At 67.2% G+C, this 15,494-nt stretch carries 18 protein-coding genes; 11 read left to right on the top strand and 7 right to left on the bottom strand.

Translation table 11 applies throughout. The features are described from left to right. Positions 1 to 74 precede the first annotated feature (74 nt). Together ASD28_RS07550 and ASD28_RS07545 are read right to left on the bottom strand one after the other, a co-directional pair. On the bottom strand, positions 75 to 359 hold the full coding sequence (locus ASD28_RS07550; protein WP_036239618.1) for an HU family DNA-binding protein: 285 nt from the start codon (positions 357 to 359) through the stop codon (positions 75 to 77). Positions 360 to 466: 107 nt separating this feature from the next. Beyond that, a complete protein-coding gene (locus ASD28_RS07545; RefSeq protein ID WP_036239616.1) occupies positions 467 to 676 on the bottom strand; it encodes a BrnA antitoxin family protein in 210 nt (69 codons plus the stop codon). A gap of 200 nt (positions 677 to 876) precedes the next feature. On the opposite strand from ASD28_RS07545, the gene ASD28_RS07540 reads away from it, so the two are divergent. The 3 genes from ASD28_RS07540 to ASD28_RS07530 all read left to right on the top strand — a co-directional run bounded on the left by ASD28_RS07540 (position 877) and on the right by ASD28_RS07530 (position 5,314). Further along, complete coding sequence (locus ASD28_RS07540; protein ID WP_056125969.1) at positions 877 to 1,806, top strand: DUF808 domain-containing protein; 930 nt, start codon at positions 877 to 879, stop codon at positions 1,804 to 1,806. 320 nt (positions 1,807 to 2,126) lie between these two features. Next, the gene (locus ASD28_RS07535; protein ID WP_056125967.1) at positions 2,127 to 4,607 is read left to right on the top strand and encodes a TonB-dependent siderophore receptor; all 2,481 of its coding nucleotides are present in this window, start codon (positions 2,127 to 2,129) and stop codon (positions 4,605 to 4,607) included. Positions 4,608 to 4,675: 68 nt separating this feature from the next. Continuing rightward, complete coding sequence (locus tag ASD28_RS07530) at positions 4,676 to 5,314, top strand: glutathione S-transferase family protein (RefSeq protein ID WP_056125966.1); 639 nt, start codon at positions 4,676 to 4,678, stop codon at positions 5,312 to 5,314. 38 nt (positions 5,315 to 5,352) lie between these two features. Here ASD28_RS07530 and ASD28_RS33170 read toward each other — a convergent pair whose 3' ends face one another. After that, complete coding sequence (locus ASD28_RS33170) at positions 5,353 to 5,565, bottom strand: hypothetical protein (protein WP_162252924.1); 213 nt, start codon at positions 5,563 to 5,565, stop codon at positions 5,353 to 5,355. A 14-nt stretch (positions 5,566 to 5,579) separates the two neighbouring features. On the opposite strand from ASD28_RS33170, the gene ASD28_RS33165 reads away from it, so the two are divergent. From ASD28_RS33165 to ASD28_RS07520, 3 genes are all read left to right on the top strand, one after another. Further along, positions 5,580 to 5,651, top strand: a complete 72-nt coding sequence (locus tag ASD28_RS33165) for a hypothetical protein (RefSeq protein ID WP_307167732.1) — start codon at positions 5,580 to 5,582, stop codon at positions 5,649 to 5,651. Between the two features lie 37 nt (positions 5,652 to 5,688). Next, positions 5,689 to 7,443 carry a DUF885 domain-containing protein gene (locus ASD28_RS07525; protein WP_156403915.1) on the top strand — a complete coding sequence of 585 codons (1,755 nt, stop codon included), beginning with the start codon at positions 5,689 to 5,691 and terminating at the stop codon, positions 7,441 to 7,443. Between the two features lie 115 nt (positions 7,444 to 7,558). Then, the gene (locus tag ASD28_RS07520) at positions 7,559 to 8,575 is read left to right on the top strand and encodes an NAD(P)-dependent alcohol dehydrogenase (RefSeq protein ID WP_056125965.1); all 1,017 of its coding nucleotides are present in this window, start codon (positions 7,559 to 7,561) and stop codon (positions 8,573 to 8,575) included. Positions 8,576 to 8,578: 3 nt separating this feature from the next. Here ASD28_RS07520 and ASD28_RS07515 read toward each other — a convergent pair whose 3' ends face one another. After that, positions 8,579 to 9,349, bottom strand: a complete 771-nt coding sequence (locus tag ASD28_RS07515; RefSeq protein ID WP_056125963.1) for a glutaminyl-peptide cyclotransferase — start codon at positions 9,347 to 9,349, stop codon at positions 8,579 to 8,581. A 71-nt stretch (positions 9,350 to 9,420) separates the two neighbouring features. On the opposite strand from ASD28_RS07515, the gene ASD28_RS31685 reads away from it, so the two are divergent. Continuing rightward, positions 9,421 to 9,852, top strand: a complete 432-nt coding sequence (locus ASD28_RS31685; RefSeq protein ID WP_056125961.1) for a hypothetical protein — start codon at positions 9,421 to 9,423, stop codon at positions 9,850 to 9,852. Here ASD28_RS31685 and ASD28_RS07505 read toward each other — a convergent pair. Continuing rightward, complete coding sequence (locus ASD28_RS07505; protein ID WP_056125959.1) at positions 9,837 to 10,901, bottom strand: nitronate monooxygenase family protein; 1,065 nt, start codon at positions 10,899 to 10,901, stop codon at positions 9,837 to 9,839. The two genes, ASD28_RS31685 and ASD28_RS07505, sit on opposite strands and share 16 nt — an antisense overlap. A gap of 180 nt (positions 10,902 to 11,081) precedes the next feature. On the opposite strand from ASD28_RS07505, the gene ASD28_RS07500 reads away from it, so the two are divergent. Then, the gene (locus tag ASD28_RS07500) at positions 11,082 to 12,071 is read left to right on the top strand and encodes an XdhC family protein (RefSeq protein WP_056125957.1); all 990 of its coding nucleotides are present in this window, start codon (positions 11,082 to 11,084) and stop codon (positions 12,069 to 12,071) included. Here ASD28_RS07500 and ASD28_RS07495 read toward each other — a convergent pair. Next, entirely contained in the window at positions 12,068 to 12,685 is a 618-nt protein-coding gene (locus ASD28_RS07495) for a LysE/ArgO family amino acid transporter (RefSeq protein WP_056125955.1), read from the bottom strand. The two genes, ASD28_RS07500 and ASD28_RS07495, sit on opposite strands and share 4 nt — an antisense overlap. A gap of 98 nt (positions 12,686 to 12,783) precedes the next feature. Between ASD28_RS07495 and ASD28_RS07490 the strand changes: the two genes are divergently transcribed. Beyond that, the gene (locus ASD28_RS07490) at positions 12,784 to 13,677 is read left to right on the top strand and encodes a LysR family transcriptional regulator ArgP (RefSeq protein ID WP_056125953.1); all 894 of its coding nucleotides are present in this window, start codon (positions 12,784 to 12,786) and stop codon (positions 13,675 to 13,677) included. Here the strand turns inward: ASD28_RS07490 and ASD28_RS07485 are convergent. Continuing rightward, on the bottom strand, positions 13,602 to 14,066 hold the full coding sequence (locus ASD28_RS07485) for a hypothetical protein (RefSeq protein WP_056125951.1): 465 nt from the start codon (positions 14,064 to 14,066) through the stop codon (positions 13,602 to 13,604). The two genes, ASD28_RS07490 and ASD28_RS07485, sit on opposite strands and share 76 nt — an antisense overlap. Here ASD28_RS07485 and ASD28_RS07480 point away from each other — a divergent pair. Further along, entirely contained in the window at positions 14,065 to 14,523 is a 459-nt protein-coding gene (locus ASD28_RS07480; protein ID WP_371831757.1) for a MerR family transcriptional regulator, read from the top strand. The two genes, ASD28_RS07485 and ASD28_RS07480, sit on opposite strands and share 2 nt — an antisense overlap. 174 nt (positions 14,524 to 14,697) lie before the next feature. Next, positions 14,698 to 15,381, top strand: a complete 684-nt coding sequence (locus ASD28_RS07475) for a beta/gamma crystallin-related protein (protein ID WP_156403914.1) — start codon at positions 14,698 to 14,700, stop codon at positions 15,379 to 15,381. Positions 15,382 to 15,494: the final 113 nt, after the last annotated feature.

Here is a 15,494-nt window from a genome sequence, read left to right as displayed (position 1 = left end):
GAGAGGAAGGATACGCGGGCATGGCGCACGGCGCCGGCGCTTGCCGGACGGCCGCGGCCAGCCGCGGGTACTGCTTACTTCTTCTTCGGGTTGACGGCGGCCTTCAGGGTCGCGCCGGCAGCGAAGCGCGGCGTCTTCGACGCAGCGATCTTGATCACTTCGCCGGTTGCCGGGTTGCGGCCCTTGCGGGCAGCGCGCTTGGTGACCGAGAACGTGCCGAAGCCGGTGATACCCACCGTGTCGCCTTTTTTCAGACGCTCGGTGATGATGTCGATGATGGTGTTCACTGCGTCATTCGCAGCGGCGCCCGACATCTCGGTACGCTTCGCAAATTCAGCGATCAGTTCGCCTTTTTTCATAAATCCTCCGGGTTGAAAGAGCCGGAAGATTAGCATAATTAATTGCTACGCGTAATCTTCTTACACGTCATACACCCTGTATTGGCGGGGTTTCTGCGATTTTTTGCTCAGGCCGCGGCCGGATTCGCGTCGCCGCTGGCCAGGCGCAGGCGCAGCGCCGCGTTGATCAGCGTCTGGTAACCGGTGCCGGTGCGCTCGGCGCGCGAGCGGAATTCGTCCAGGACCTCGTCGTCGAGGTAGATGGTGATACGGGTCTTGCGCTTCGGAGGACGGGCACGGCGGCGCGGAACGGACGGCAGGTCGAGGTTCTGGTTCATGGGCATCTCCTTCAGGTCGGAAAGGCTGCTGCACCGCAGCCAATGTTGTCACTATACGTATCGCCCGCGATGAGCTGCACGGGAAAGCGACGAGATGCAGATTTTCGGGTTTGAAACGCAGAAAACGCGCCTGAACCGTGTACCGGACCGACGGGTCGTCTCGGTTAAGATGTGAGCATATTGATATTGGGGAGCGGTACATGGCTGCAGGAAGTTTATTGGCACTTATCGATGACATTGCCACCGTGCTCGACGACGTGGCCCTGATGAGCAAGGTGGCCGCCAAGAAGACGGCCGGCGTGCTGGGCGACGATCTCGCCCTCAACGCCCAGCAGGTGACAGGCGTGAACGCCGACCGCGAGCTGCCCGTCGTGTGGGCGGTGGCGATGGGCTCGCTGCGCAACAAGGCGATCCTCGTGCCGGCCGCGCTCGCCATCTCTGCCTTCCTGCCGCAGGCGATCACGCCGATGCTGATGGTGGGCGGCGCCTACCTGTGCTTCGAAGGCTTCGAGAAAGTGGCCCATAAACTGCTGCACAGCGCCGCCGAGGATGCGGCGCACGAAGAAGAACTGGCGACGGCGCTGGCGGCCAATGCCGACATGCGCGCGGTCGAAAAGGACAAGATCAAGGGCGCGATCCGCACCGATTTCATCCTGTCGGCGGAAATCATCGTGATCTCGCTGGGCGTCGTCAACGAACAGGGCGCGTCGTTCGGCGCGCAGGTGGCGGCCCTCGTCGCGGTGGCGGTCGCGATGACGATCGGCGTCTACGGTATCGTCGCGGGCATCGTCAAGATCGACGACCTCGGGCTGTACCTGAGCCGCCGCGCGAGCAGTGCCGCGCGCGCCATCGGCAACCTGCTGCTGGCGGCCGCGCCTCGCCTGATGAAGTCGCTGTCCGTGATCGGCACCGTGGCCATGTTCATGGTCGGCGGCGGCATCATCGGCCACGCGTTCGAGCCGCTGCACCATCTGGCCGAGAGCGCCGCTGCGGCGGTGGCGGGCGTCCCGGTCGTGGGCAGGCTGCTGGCGGCCGTGGCACCGGCCGTCGTCGATGCCGCGGCGGGTGTCGTCGTCGGCGCGGTCGTGCTGGCGGTGGTCACGCTGGTGCAGAAAATCCGCGGAAAGTAACCCGACCGTCGTCCCCGCGAAGGCGGGGGCCCATGCTGGACTTCCGAAGTCACGTCGTTGGATACGCTGCAAATGCGTCCAACGTACCGCATCCTGTTGCCCGGCATGGATCCCCGCTTGCGCGGGGATGACGGTTTAGGCGCGGGGATGACGGCTTGGGGCGCCATGCAGCGCGCATGATCAACTGTTGCGTCCTTACATCTAATGCGGGTTAGCACAATTGACAACGATAACAAGCGCGCGCCAGTATCAATGCGCTTGCCCGTTGTATCCGCAACCCGCCGCCCCGCGGGCCTAGACCAAGAATAAGGATCAAGAGAATGCAACAACGATTCGTGCCGCAAAAATCCGTACTCGCCCTCTCCATCGCCACCCTGTTCGCCGGCACGCCGCTGCTGGCCCAGTCCCAGGACAGCACCGCCACCGTCGTCGTGACCGGTACCCGCGTCGCCAACCGCACGGCGCTCGACACGGCCTCTCCCGTCGACATCATCTCGGCCGACACCCTCAAGACGACGGGTTCGACCGAACTGAACCAGGCCCTGTCGGTGGCGCTGCCGTCGCTGAACTTCCCGCGTCCCACGCTGACGGACGGCACGGACACCGTCCGCCCCGCCACCCTGCGCGGCATGGCGCCGGACCAGAGCCTCGTGCTGGTGAACTCCAAGCGCCGCCACACCTCGTCGCTGGTGAACCTGAACGGCTCGATCGGCCGCGGCTCGGCCGCCGTCGACCTGAACACGGTGCCGTCCGCCATCGTGAAAAGCATCGAGGTGCTGCGCGACGGCGCGGCCGCGCAATACGGTTCCGACGCGATCTCGGGCGTCGTCAACGTCCGCCTGCGCACGGACCGCACGGGCGGCGAAGGCACGATCACCTACGGCACGCACATCTCGGAATACGACTTGCTGAACGCCGCGCCGCCGGCCGGCGCCACGTGGACCGGTCCGAACTCGCGCAAGCGCACGGACGGCCAGACCACGACCGTCAGCGCCTGGAAAGGCCTGCCGCTGGGCGAGACGGGCTACATCACCATCGCGGCCGAATACAAGGACCAGAACCACACCGAGCGCAGTGGCTACGACATGCGCCAGCTGTACGCGAAAGTGAACGGCGCCTACGATCCGCGCGAGCTGACCATCAACCGCTTCGACGCCTGGTACGGCGACCCGGAGATGCAGCAGAAGACCGTGTTCGTCAACGTGGGCAACAACCTGTCCCCGGACGTGAAGGTCTACGGCTGGAGCAGCTACCAGCTGCGCGACGCGCGCTCGGCCGGCTACTTCCGCATGCCGCAGGACAGCCGCAACGTACAGTCGATCTACCCGGACGGCTTCCTGCCGATCATCGCCCCGACCGTCGAAGACTTCAGCGCCGCCGCCGGCATGACCTGGGCCCTCGGTGACTGGGACCTGGACACGTCGCTCGTGTACGGCCAGAACGGCATGAACTACGACGTGCAGAACACGCTGAACGCGTCGATCGGCCCGGCCAGCAAGACGAACTTCGATGCGGGCGGCTTCTCGTACAACCAGCTCGTGTACAACCTCACCGGCGTGCGCAAGTTCGACGTGGGCGGTCTCGCGTCGCCGCTGAACGTGGCGGTCGGCACCGAAGCGCGCCGCGAAGGCTATGAGCTGCATGCGGGCGAGCCGGATTCCTGGCGCAACGGCGGCGTGATCCTGCCGAGCGGCGTCCCGGCCGCGTCGGGCGCGCAGGTATTCCCGGGCTTCCGTCCGGCCAATGCGTCGCACAAGTCGCGCACCGCGATCGGCGTGTTCGTCGACGTCGAAGCGAACATCACCGACAAGCTGCTCGCCTCCGCCGCCATCCGCGAAGAGCATTACAACGACTTCGGCAACAACCTGTCCGGCAAGCTGGCGGGCCGCTACGACTTCACGAAGAACTTCGCGCTGCGCGGCGCCGTGCAGAACGGCTTCCGCGCGCCGTCGCTGCAGCAGCAGAGCTTCACGTCGACGTCGACCAACTTCGTCAACGGCATCCCGTACGAGATCACGACGTTCACGCCGAACGATCCGGTCGCCGTCGCGCTGGGCGCCAAGCCGCTGAAGGCCGAGAAGTCGACCAACTTCTCGCTGGGCGCCGTCATGCGCTTCGCCCCCGTCAGCCTGACAGTGGACGCCTACCGCATCAACGTGCGCGACCGCATCGTGCTGTCGGAGAACCTGCTGTCGACGGCCGTGCGCAACTACATCGTGTCGCAGGGCTTCATCGGCGTCGGCGGCGGCCGCTTCTTCATCAACGGCGTCGACACGAAGACGGAAGGCGTCGACATCGTCGCGAGCATGCCGTGGAACGCGGGCGCCGCCGGCCGCTTCGACTTCACGCTGGCCGGCAACTTCAACCACACGGACGTGACCAAGGTCCCGACCACCGCCCAGCTGGCCGCGCTGAATCCGGCGCCCGTGCTGTTCGACCGCGTGAACGTGCTGACGCTGGAAAAGGGCCAGCCGAAGAACAAGATCACGGCGAGCGTCAACTGGAAGCTGAACCAGTGGGGCGTGACGGCCCGCGCCACGCGCTACGGCGAAGTGCTGTCGCCGGGCACGACGGAAGCGTTCGACTTCACCTTGAAGGCCAAGACGATCGTCGACCTGGAAGCCCGCTACGCCTTCACTCGCCAGTTCAGCCTGGCTGTCGGCGCGGACAACCTGTTCGACCAGTACTCGGAAACCCTGCCGCCGGCGCTGAACACGACCAGCAACACGCCGTTCTCGAACTACACGCCGTTCGGCAACAATGGCCGCTACGTGTATGCGCGCGCGAACTACAGCTTTTAATTACGCTTGACCTCACGACGGCGTACCGTGACACTGCACGGTACGCCGTTTTTCCCTGGAGCCGCGCCATGACGATCACGATCACCGCCTTCGAACGTTCGCCCGACGGCGGCAAGGGTCTCGCGCGCGACACGCGCGTGCGCTGGGCGCTGGAAGAAGCGGGCCTGCCGTACGACGTCCGCCTCGTGTCGTTCCGCGCGATGAAGGAGCCCGCGCACCTGGCCCTGCACCCGTTCGGCCAGATCCCGACGTATGAGGAAGACGGCCTCGTGCTGTTCGAGACGGGCGCCATCGTCTTTCATATCGCCACGCACCACGGCGCCCTGCTGCCGGCCGACGACCACGCGCGGGCACGCGCCATCACGTGGCTGTTTGCCGCGCTCAACACCGTCGAACCGCCCATCCTGGAACTGGTCACGGCCCGGATCTTCGAAGGCGACAAGCCCTGGAGCAAGGAACGCATCCCGCTCGTCGAGGAACGCGTGCGCGACCGCCTGAAGCAGCTGTCGGCGCGCCTGGGCGATGCCGACTGGCTCGACGGCGACTTCAGCGCGGGCGACCTCATGATGGTGTCGGTGCTGCTCCGGCTGCGGCCGTCCGGCATCCTCGACGAATTCCCCGTCCTGGCCGCCTACGTCGCGCGCGGCGAGGCGCGCCCCGCCTACCAGCGCGCGTTCGCGGCGCAGCTGGCCGTGAATGCACCCTGACGCCACGATGTCGCCGCCTCGCTTACACTCGAAGGAAATCAGGAACGGCGGCTGAGCATCGCACCGAGCGCCAGCCCGACGCCGAACGCGCCGTAGACGACCGCCAGCGACGGCTTCGACAGGTGGACCTCGTAGCCGGGCTGGAAGCGCTGGGGCGTCAGCGGGTAGTCGGTCGTGTGGCTGCAGATGCGCCTGCGCGACATGGCGGCGGACGCCGCACGGCACGCCGCTTCCTGCCCTGTACTGGACATACTTGCGCACATGGGTGGCGCTCGGCGTGCCCGCATTCATCGCGCTCGTCTTCATCTTCTGGTTCATGGTGGTGAAGCCGATCTAGCTCTAGAATGCCTGCTTCACCACTGAAAGGCAGCATCATGATCCGTCTCGGCCTCGCCCTCCTGTTCGCATCCGGCGCCGCCTGCGCAGCCGCACCCGCCTGGGTCGCGCGCAGCGACGCCTACACCCAGCCGGTCCTGAAGGACACCGGTAAATACGTTCCCGAGGAATCCACGGAACTGGGCGACGAAAGTGTCGACACCCAGGTCGCCGACTTCAAGCCGCGCGTCTGGGAGCGCGAGCTGGCCGACACCGAAAAACGCCTCACGGAACTGCGCCGCCAGCGCGCACAGGAACAGGACGTGAAGGTGCGCCAGGACCTCGACATCCTGATCGACTCGCGCGAAAAAAAGATCGCGACGATGAAGCTGGAGCACAAGTACCTGCTCGAGTACGTCAACGTGGGCGAAGTCGTGTACGGCGGCCTGCGCGCCCTGCTCGACCCGCGCAACAAGCCGGAACGCCAGAAGCTGGCGCTGGTGCGCCTGAAGCGCTACGCCGGCAAGGAAGCCGGCTACGCTCCGATCGCCACGCTGGCGCGCGCCCGCGGCGAGGAGCGCCTCGCCAGCAAGACGCTGATCGGCCCGTACGTGGGCGAGGTCGAGGAAGGCCTGAACAACAACGCGACCTACCTGGACGGCATCGAGGAGTTGTTCAAGAAAGCGAACATCAGCGGCTGGGAAAGCGACTTCGCGGCGCTGAAGGCCCAGGTGAAGGACTACGACGACTGGGTGCGCAATCGCCTGATGCCGCGCACGCGCAAGGAAGTGCGCCTGCCGGAAGCGATCTACGTGAACCGCCTCGCCAACGTCGGCGTCGACATCGCGCCGGAGCAGATGATCGAGCGCGCCGGCTTCGACTTCCAGGAAGTGCGCGACGAGATGCAGGTCGTGGCGGGCATCATCGCCGCGCGCAACCGGCTGCCGTCGTCCGACTACCGCGACGTGATCCGCGAGCTGAAGAAATCCTCGATCGCCCCCGACCAGCTGATGCCGTACTACCGCGAGCGTTTAAAGGATATCGAAGGCATGGTGCGCGCCCACGATCTCGTGACCCTGCCGTCGCGCGAGGCGAACATCCGCACCGCGACGCCGGCCGAGGCGGCCCGCTCGCCGGCGCCGTTCATGAGCCCACCGCGCATGATCGGCAACACGGGAGAGTATGGCGAGTTCGTGATCCCGCTGGCGAATCCGAACGCGAAGTCGAAGGACAAGATGAACGACTTCGATTTTTCAGCGATGGCCTGGACGCTGACGGCACACGAGGCGCGCCCGGGCCACGAGCTGCAGTTCGCGTCGATGGTGGAGCAAGGCATGTCGGTGGCGCGCGCCCGGTTCGCCTTCAACAGCACGAACGTCGAGGGCTGGGGCCTGTATTCGGAGGCGATGATCCTGCCGTACATGCCGCCGGAAGGCCAGCTCGTCTCGCTGCAGGCCCGTTTGCTGCGCATGGCGCGCGCCCTGCTCGACCCGCAGATCAACCTGGGCCGCATGACGCCGGAACAGGCGAAGGACTTCCTGATGCGCGAAGTCGTGCTGTCTGAACCGTTCGCGCAGTCGGAAGTCGACCGCTATTCGTACCGCATGCCGGGCCAGGCCACCGCGTACTACTACGGCTACGTCAAGCTGCGCGCGCTGAAGACGCAGGCCGAGATCGCGCTGGGCGACCGCTTCAGCCTGAAGGCCTTCAATGACTTCATCATCGCCCAGGGCATCCTGCCGCCGGCGCTGATGAAACAGGCGGTGCTGGAGGAGTTCATCCCGAGCCAGCGGGGCAAGGTGGCGGCCCGATAAGCGCCAAATAAGCGCCAAATAAGCGCCAGATAAGCGTGCGCCACGCGCGCCGGTCTTGCGGCGACAATATCGTCCCGCCCGGCGTGGGCGGCCGACCAACCGATGGAGGACAGCGATGCGGGCTTACCAGATCTTACCCGGCGATGGCATCGACGGGCTGCAATGCGTGGATTTTCCTCACCGTGAACTGGGCAATGGCGAAGTGCGCATCCGCGTGCACGCCGTCTCGCTGAACTACCGCGACCTGATGGTCGCCAGCGGCAACTACCTCGTCACCGTCGACGACCCCATCATCCCCTGCTCGGACGGCGCCGGCGAAGTCGTCGCCACCGGTCCCGGCGTCACGCGCGTGCAGCCCGGCGACCGCGTCGCGGCCTCGTTCTTCCCGTACTGGCAGGATGGCCCGACCAGCCCCGAGAAAGTCCGTCACGCGCTCGGCGGCGACGTCGACGGCATGCTCGCGGAAGAAGTCGTGCTGGACGAGGACGCGCTGGTGAAAATCCCGGACGCGATGAGCTTCGTCGACGCGGCCACCCTGCCCTGCGCGGGCGTGACGGCGTGGAATGCGATCTTCGAATCCAGCAACGCCGTCCGCCCGGGCGACACCGTGCTGCTGCTGGGGACGGGCGGCGTCAGCATCCTCGGCCTGCAGCTGGCCCGGGCCGCCGGGCTGAACGCGATCATCACGTCGTCCAGCGACACCAAGCTGCAGCGGGCGAAGGAGCTCGGCGCGCGCCACGTCATCAACTACCGCACGACGCCGGAATGGCAGGAAGAGGTGCTGCGCGCGACGGACGGCGCGGGCGCACAGGTGGTGCTGGAAGTGGGCGGCCAGGGGACGGTCAACCGCTCGATCGCGTCCACCGCGATGGGAGGCAGCATCGCCATCATCGGCGGCGTCAGCGGCTTCGGCGGCGAAGTCAACCCGGCCACCCTGCTGGCGACCGCCAAGCGGCTCGTGGGCGTCTACGTCGGCAGCCGCGCGATGCTGGAAAAAGTCGTGCGCTTCGCCGAGGCGACCGGGCTGCAGCCCGTCGTCGACCGCGTGTTCACGTTCGACCAGGCGCGCGAAGCGTACCGGCACATGGAATCCGGCTCGCACTTCGGCAAGGTCGTGATCACCGTGACGTGACGGTCACGGGCGCTTGATCGGCACCAGCTCGATCTCGAACAGCTTCGGCCACAGCTTGCCCGTCACGTACAGGCGGTGCTGCTTGGGCTCGTACGCGATGCCGTTCAGGACCGCGTCCGGATTCGTCGTCCCGCGCTGGTCCGGCGGCAGCAGGCCCGTGCAGTCGATCCAGCCGACGACGTTACCGGTCTCCGGATCGATGCGGGCGATGACATCGGTCCCCCACACGTTGGCGAAGATCTGGCCGTCGACGATTTCGAGTTCGTTGAGCTGGGTGATCGGCTTGCCCTCGGCCGTCACGCGGATGCGGCGCTGCTCGTCGAGCGTCTTCGGCTCGAGGACGCGGATCTCGTTGGTGCCGTCGCTCATGTAGACGTGCTTCGCGTCGCTGGCCAGGCCCCAGCCCTCGCCCTTGTAGTTGAAGCGGCCCTTCAGGGCGAACGTCTTCGCGTCGAACAGGAAGCCCACGTTCGACTGCCACGTCAGGCCGACGATGGTGTCGCCGATGGCCGTGGAGCCTTCGCCGAAGTATTCGTCCGCCAGGTCCTTCTTCTGCAGTACCTTGCCGGTTTTCAGATCGACCTTGCGCAGCGACGAGTGTCCCTTCTGGCCCGTGGATTCGTACAGCTGGCCGTCCTTGAAGAACAGCCCCTGCGTGAACGCCTGCGGGTCGTGCGGATAGGTGTTCTTGACGAAGAAGCCGTACACGGGAATGGCGGCGTGGGCGGACGTGATTGAAACGGCGGCAAGCGCGAGGGAAGCAAGGATTTTCATGGGACTCCACGGATCGGGCCGGACCGTCCCGGCGCGAGCAAGATAGTAACGCAGGATGGTAAGCTAGCGCCATGCAACGAAAGACTCTTACATATCTGCACCTGCCGCCCGACGCCGACCTGCCCGACCTGGGCGCGCGCCCGCCCTTCCTCGCCATCGTGCTGGCCGAGGACGAGGTCGCGGAAATGTGGCTGTGGGACGTCGCGCGCTGGCTCGTCGCGTCCGGCGCCCGCTATGTGCAGGCCTGGGGCAAGGATGCCGAGGCCTGGATCGAAGCCGTGGACGACGCGGCGCTGGAAGCCGTCGACTACGAGGACGCGCCCGAGGACCAGCGCGTGCTCGCGACCGCGCACGATGCCGGCGACGAGGACGTGGACGAGGTGTTCTGGTTCACGAAGCACCGCGCCGCGCACCCTGCCCTGCCGCTCGACGCGGTGCTGGTCGTGCACATCGCGTCCAGGCCGCGCAAGGAAGCCATCGAGACGGCTTACGCGGACGCCTGAGCCAGTTCCGCGCCGAGCAGGCGCACCAGTTCTCCCGCCGGCAGCGCACGCGCGAGCGCAAATCCCTGGCCGGCCCAGTTGACCGTGAAATCGTTGTTGCCCGCCTTCGTGGCCGCCGCGTTCAGCGCCTTCACGGCATCGTAGGCGATCGGATAATCCGGCAGCGGCGGGTGGCCGGGCGCGCCGATTTCGCTGAACAGCCGGTTCACGAGGCCGCGCGCGGGCCGGCCGGAAACGACGTCCGTCACGGCCGTGATGACGCCCTCCCCGGCCTGCATCAGCGCGCGGTGGTGCGGTGTCGCGGACGACTCCGGACACAGGATGAACGCGGTGCCCATCTGGGCGGCACTGGCGCCGAGACGCAGCGCGGCGGCGATGCCGTTCCCGTCCATGATGCCGCCGGCCGCGATCACTGGAATGCGCACGGCGTGCGCCACCCCTTGCATGAGCGCGAACGTGCCGATGGCGGGATCGCCCCGCTCCGGATCGAACACACCGCGGTGGCCGCCCGCCTCGTAGCCCTGGGCGACGACGGCGTCGATGCCGGCCGCCTCCACCTGGCGCGCTTCATCGACCGACGTCGCGCTGGCCAGCAGCACGATGCCCGCGTCCTTCAGCGCCTGGATGCGGCGCGCATCCGGCAGGCCGAAGTGGAAGCTGACGACGGCAGGGCGCGTCTCCAGCAGCACGTCCAGCATCGGATCGTCGTCGAGGAAGCTTTTATAGATTTCGCGTAAAGACGCCGGCGGCTGCGCCCCGCTGGCGGCGAAATGTGGAGACAGATAGTCGAGCCAGGCCGCTTCGCGCGCGGCGTCGGCCTGCGCGGGACGGTGGCAGAACACGTTGACGTTGAACGGCCGGTCGGTCAGGCGGCGCACGTCGGCGATCGCGGCGCGGCCCTGCGCGGCGTCGCCCGCGCCGACGGAGATCGAGCCGAGCGCCCCCGCCTGCGACACGGCCGCCGCCAGCGCGGCCGTCGAGACGCCGGCCATCGGGGCCTGGACGATGGGAAGATCGATGCGCAGCAGGGACAACAGGTCTGGCTTCATGATGGTCTCCAACACGGGTCGCGATCCGGCGAGTATAGCGCCGCCGGCGCGGAAACGATTTATACCGTTTCCCCCTGCAGTCTTGCCGGGTGCCGCAGCCCGTCGCGGTTCGTGTTTTTGCGTTAGGATGCATGCTACCCTGTGGGCTCAAGAATTATCGATTGGCAACAAAGGAAGGCAATGGACAGTATCGACCTCGAAGTGCTGCACGCCTGCGACCAGTGGCTGCGCGCCGGCTGGCGCTGCGAGTACGTGACCGTCGTACGGACGTGGGGATCGAGCCCGCGGCCGGAAGGCGCCACGATGGCGATCCGCGCGGACGGCGTCGTCGTCGGCTCGGTGTCGGGCGGCTGCATCGAGGACGACCTGATCGCGGCCGTGCGCGAAAACGGCATTGTACGTACGGCGCCGGAAGTCATCACGTACGGCATCTCGGCCGACGAAGCGCACCGCTTCGGCCTGCCCTGCGGCGGCACGATCCAGCTGGTCGTCGAACCGCTCGGGGCGCACAGCCGCATGGACGAACTGCTCGCGCTGGCCCAGCGCCGCGTGCTGACCCGGCGCACGCTGGACCTGACGACGGGCGCGGTCGAACTGGCGCAGGGCCAGGCCGACGAGCAGTTGCGCATGGACGGCCAGGCGCTCGTCACGATCCACGGTCCGCGCCTGCGCATGCTGATCATCGGCGCCGGCCAGCTGTCGCAGTTTTTGGCGCAGATCGCCGTCGGCCTGGAATACCAGGTGACCGTGTGCGACCCGCGAGAAGAATACCGCGCAAGCTGGAGCCTGCCGGGCGTGGAGGTCGTGCATGCGATGCCGGACGATCTCGTGCTGGAGATGAAGCTGGACAGCCGCAGCGCCGTCATCGCCCTCACCCACGACCCCAAGCTGGATGACCTCGCGCTGATGGAAGCGCTCAAGACGGACGCGTTCTACGTCGGCGCCATCGGCTCGCGCGCCAACAATGCGCGGCGGCGCGAGCGCCTGCGCGAATTCGACCTCACCGAAGACCAGATCGCGAAGCTGCACGGCCCCATCGGCCTGTACATCGGCAGCAAGACGCCGTACGAGATCGCCGTCTCCATCCTCGCCGAACTGACCGCGGTGAAGAACGGCGTCGCGCTGCCGGCGCAGATGTCGGTCGAGCACGGGAAGGCGCTCGCGGCCTAGTTCTCGAGCAGCAGCAAGGCCGCCAGCACGAGCATCGTCGTCCCGGTAAAACCTTCGATGCTGCGCCAGACGGCGGGCCGCGCCAGCACGAACGCGCAGCGGCGCGCCCCCAGGCCCAGGGCGGAAAACCACAGCAGCGACGCCGTCATCGCGCCGGCCGCGAACGACACGCGGTGATGCGCCGCGAGGCTGCTGCCGACGGCGCCCAGCAGCACGACGGTATCCAGGTACACGTGCGGATTCAGCAGCGACATCGCCAGCACGATGCCCAGCGCGCGCGATGCCGTCGCCGCCGCCTGCCCTTCGCCCGCATGCGGGGCCGCGGCGCCCTGCCGGCAGCTTTTCAGGCACCGCAGTCCGTACCACAGCAGGAACGCGGCGCCGCCCCAGCGGGCAGCCAGCAGCAGTGCGGGGGAATGCTCGATCAGCGCGCCGAAGCCGGACATGCCCAGCGCGATCAGGGTGACGTCGATCAGCACGCACGTGAGCACCGTCAGCACGACGTGGCGGCCGGCGACGCCCGTGCGGATCACATGCGCGTTCTGGGCGCCGATCGGCATGATCAGGCTCGCGCCCATGCCGAGGCCTTGCAAGAAAATCGGTTGTGAAAACATGCTACCTCCTGTTGTTATTGCGGAGCAGCATGCCTTGTACGCGCGGCTACATCAATTATATTAATGACTTCTAAAGTTCATTAAGCTGGACTAATCCAATGACCATCGATCCGCGCCGCAGCGAGGCGTTCGTCGCCGCCGTCGACAGCGGCAGCCTGGAGCAGGCAGCCGCGCTGCTGAACGTGACGCCGTCCGCCATCTCCCAACGCATCGCCGCGCTGGAACACGACCTGGGCACGCCGCTGCTCGTGCGCGCCCGTCCCTGCCGGCCGACGGCGCCCGGCATGCGGTTGCTGCAATTCCTGCGCCGCCGTGCGCTGCTCGAAGACGAATTCTTCGCGGAGCAGCAGGCCGATCCGGGCCCGGTGCGCGTGGCGCTGGCCGTCAACAACGACACGCTGGCGACGTGGCTGCTGCCCGTGCTGGCACCGGTGCTGATCGAGGAAGGGCTGCTCGTGGAATTCGTCACGGGTGACCAGAGGCACACGTTCGCGCTGCTGGAACAGGGTCTTGCGCTCGCCTGCGTGTCGGGCGAGACGGAACCGATGCGCGGCTGCACCGTGAGTCCGCTCGGCGTGATGCGCTACCGGATGGTGGCGGCGCCCGCCTTCGCCGCGCGCTGGTTCCCCGGCGGGATCACGCGCGACGCTGCGCGGCGGGCGCCGGTGATGGTCTTCGACCGCAACGACCGCCTGCAGACGGCCTTCCTGCTGCAGCACTTCGGCCTGCCGGAAGGCGCGTACCCGTTTCACTATGTGCCGTCCAGCGATCCGTACGTGCAGGCGATCCGCCTCGGTCTCGGCTACGGCCTGCTGCCGCTGGAACAGTGTGCGGACATGCTCGCCAGCGGCGCCCTCGTCGACCTGACGCCGGATCTGTTCGTCGACGTGACGCTGTACTGGCACGCCTGGCGCATTCAGCCGCCGCGGCTGGAGCGCATGGGCGCGGCGCTGGTGAAGGGCGCGCGCGCGGCGCTGCTGCCGTCGCCCTGAGCAACCGGCAGCCACTGCGCGACGCCCCAGCAGAACTCCGGCACGAGGAACAGCCACAGCAAGGGCGCGCCGCTGGCGGCGAGTGCCCACGCCATCCAGGTGGAGAACAGGAAGCGGCCGACGCCATCGTAGCGGCCCAGGGCGACGCTGGTGGCGCGCAGGCGCAGCACGGACCACACGAGCACGATGCTGCCCATCAGGCAGGCGAACAGCACGTGGAACGGGCCGAAGTCCGGCAACGCATCGCCGCCCAGGCTGCGGTTGAGGCTTGAGAGCTGCGCGTGCGCGAGGGCGAACGTCCACGGCGTGGCGAACGGCACCGTGAGCAGCAGGTCGTACACGGCGCTGGCGCGCACGACGGTGAGAAAAGCGGATCGGCTGAGTTGCATGGAAATCTCCCGGGATGAAGGTTCCGGCATCATCGACCCTGGAGTACACTCCAAGGTCAAGGTATTTATCGCAGCCACCGCCATGCAGATCGGAGAACTCGCCGCCGCCACCGGCCTCACCCGGGACACCCTGCGCTTCTACGAGAAACGCGGGCTGCTGTTGTCGCGCCGCCTCGCCAACGGCTACCGCGACTATCCCCCCGAGGCCGTGCAATGGCTGTGCTACCTGCGCGCCGCCCAGGCGCTTGGTTTTACCCTGGCCGAGATCGAGACCGGCCTGCCGTTGCTGGACGATCCGGCCGCCGCCGCGCCCCTGCTGCGCGATGCACTCGTGCGCAAGCTGGAGGACATCGATGCACGCATCGCGGGGCTCTCCGCCCTGCGTGCCGATCTGGCGCGCGAACTGGCGCGGCCAGGGTTCGGCTGCCCCGTGCTGGAGGAACAAGCGGCCGCGTGAGGAGGTCTCGATGGCCTGGGCCGGCGGATCGCCGACCTGCTGCGGGCCGAAGACATCGAGCCATGCGCGTGCCGTTCGCGTAAAATTTTGTTACAAGGAAACTGTCAGCCGTCCGTACGGCGCCCGCGTTAACAGCACAGGCGCCGACGGATGGCGCACACCCATGGAGAGATCATGAAACGCCTGCTTGCCGCCGCCGCCGTGCTGGCCACCTTCACCCACGCCGCCTTTGCCGGAGAACTGACGCTGTTCTCGGATAGCAATTTCCGCGGCCAACGCGTGACCATCGACCGCGACGCCGCCAGTCTGGGCGATGTCAACTTTAACGACCGCGCGTCGAGCGCCGTCATCCGCTCGGGCACGTGGCTGCTGTGCGAGCACGCCAACTTCGGCGGCCGCTGCCAGGAGTTCGGTCCGGGCGAATACCGCGAGCTTCCGGGTTTCAACGACGCCATCTCCTCCGCACGCCAGGTCGACCGCGGCGGCCGTGGCAGCTGGCGCGATCACGACCGTGACGACAACCGGGGTGGCTGGCGCGGTGACGACCGCGGCGACCGTGGCGACCGTGGCGACCGTGGAGACCGCGGCGGCTGGCGCGGCGACCGGGGCGGTGCCGACGTCGTGATGTTCGCCGGCCAGCGCTTCGAAGGCCAGCAAGTGGAACTGTCGCAGGACGTGCGCGCGCTGAGCGACGTCGGCTTCAACGACCGCGCCACCTCGCTCATCATCCGCGAGGGCCGCTGGGAATTCTGCGAGCACGCCGACTTCCGCGGCGAATGCGTCGTCCTGGGGCCGGGCCGCTACGACGTCCTCGACCGCATGAACAACCGCATCTCGTCGATGCGCCGCGTGCGCTGAAAACCGGGGTCAGAGCCTGACCCTTCCCCTCAAATTTTCACAACCTGCACCAAATTGATCAGTGTAAGTAGGGCGAGCTGGAAGGCGTGGTGATCCAACTGAGGTCGTACGCA

It is taken from the genome of Massilia sp. Root133 (genome assembly GCF_001426525.1).
In the GTDB taxonomy this organism is placed as follows: Bacteria; Pseudomonadota; Gammaproteobacteria; order Burkholderiales; family Burkholderiaceae_D; genus Telluria; species Telluria orientalis.
This window is presented reverse-complemented; position numbering and strand designations above follow the sequence as displayed.

What these genes read in the sequence shown, in the direction of transcription:
- ASD28_RS07550 (WP_036239618.1), bottom strand. Translation starts at nt 359, where the DNA reads ATGAAAAAAGGCGAACTGATCGCTGAATTTGCGAAGCGTACCGAGATG.
- ASD28_RS07545 (WP_036239616.1), bottom strand. Translation starts at nt 676, where the DNA reads ATGAACCAGAACCTCGACCTGCCGTCCGTTCCGCGCCGCCGTGCCCGT.
- ASD28_RS07540 (WP_056125969.1), top strand. Translation starts at nt 877, where the DNA reads ATGGCTGCAGGAAGTTTATTGGCACTTATCGATGACATTGCCACCGTG.
- ASD28_RS07535 (WP_056125967.1), top strand. Translation starts at nt 2,127, where the DNA reads ATGCAACAACGATTCGTGCCGCAAAAATCCGTACTCGCCCTCTCCATC.
- ASD28_RS07530 (WP_056125966.1), top strand. Translation starts at nt 4,676, where the DNA reads ATGACGATCACGATCACCGCCTTCGAACGTTCGCCCGACGGCGGCAAG.
- ASD28_RS33170 (WP_162252924.1), bottom strand. Translation starts at nt 5,565, where the DNA reads ATGTCCAGTACAGGGCAGGAAGCGGCGTGCCGTGCGGCGTCCGCCGCC.
- ASD28_RS07525 (WP_156403915.1), top strand. Translation starts at nt 5,689, where the DNA reads ATGATCCGTCTCGGCCTCGCCCTCCTGTTCGCATCCGGCGCCGCCTGC.
- ASD28_RS07520 (WP_056125965.1), top strand. Translation starts at nt 7,559, where the DNA reads ATGCGGGCTTACCAGATCTTACCCGGCGATGGCATCGACGGGCTGCAA.
- ASD28_RS07515 (WP_056125963.1), bottom strand. Translation starts at nt 9,349, where the DNA reads ATGAAAATCCTTGCTTCCCTCGCGCTTGCCGCCGTTTCAATCACGTCC.
- ASD28_RS31685 (WP_056125961.1), top strand. Translation starts at nt 9,421, where the DNA reads ATGCAACGAAAGACTCTTACATATCTGCACCTGCCGCCCGACGCCGAC.
- ASD28_RS07505 (WP_056125959.1), bottom strand. Translation starts at nt 10,901, where the DNA reads ATGAAGCCAGACCTGTTGTCCCTGCTGCGCATCGATCTTCCCATCGTC.
- ASD28_RS07500 (WP_056125957.1), top strand. Translation starts at nt 11,082, where the DNA reads ATGGACAGTATCGACCTCGAAGTGCTGCACGCCTGCGACCAGTGGCTG.
- ASD28_RS07495 (WP_056125955.1), bottom strand. Translation starts at nt 12,685, where the DNA reads ATGTTTTCACAACCGATTTTCTTGCAAGGCCTCGGCATGGGCGCGAGC.
- ASD28_RS07490 (WP_056125953.1), top strand. Translation starts at nt 12,784, where the DNA reads ATGACCATCGATCCGCGCCGCAGCGAGGCGTTCGTCGCCGCCGTCGAC.
- ASD28_RS07480 (WP_371831757.1), top strand. Translation starts at nt 14,065, where the DNA reads ATGGAAATCTCCCGGGATGAAGGTTCCGGCATCATCGACCCTGGAGTA.
- ASD28_RS07485 (WP_056125951.1), bottom strand. Translation starts at nt 14,066, where the DNA reads ATGCAACTCAGCCGATCCGCTTTTCTCACCGTCGTGCGCGCCAGCGCC.
- ASD28_RS07475 (WP_156403914.1), top strand. Translation starts at nt 14,698, where the DNA reads ATGAAACGCCTGCTTGCCGCCGCCGCCGTGCTGGCCACCTTCACCCAC.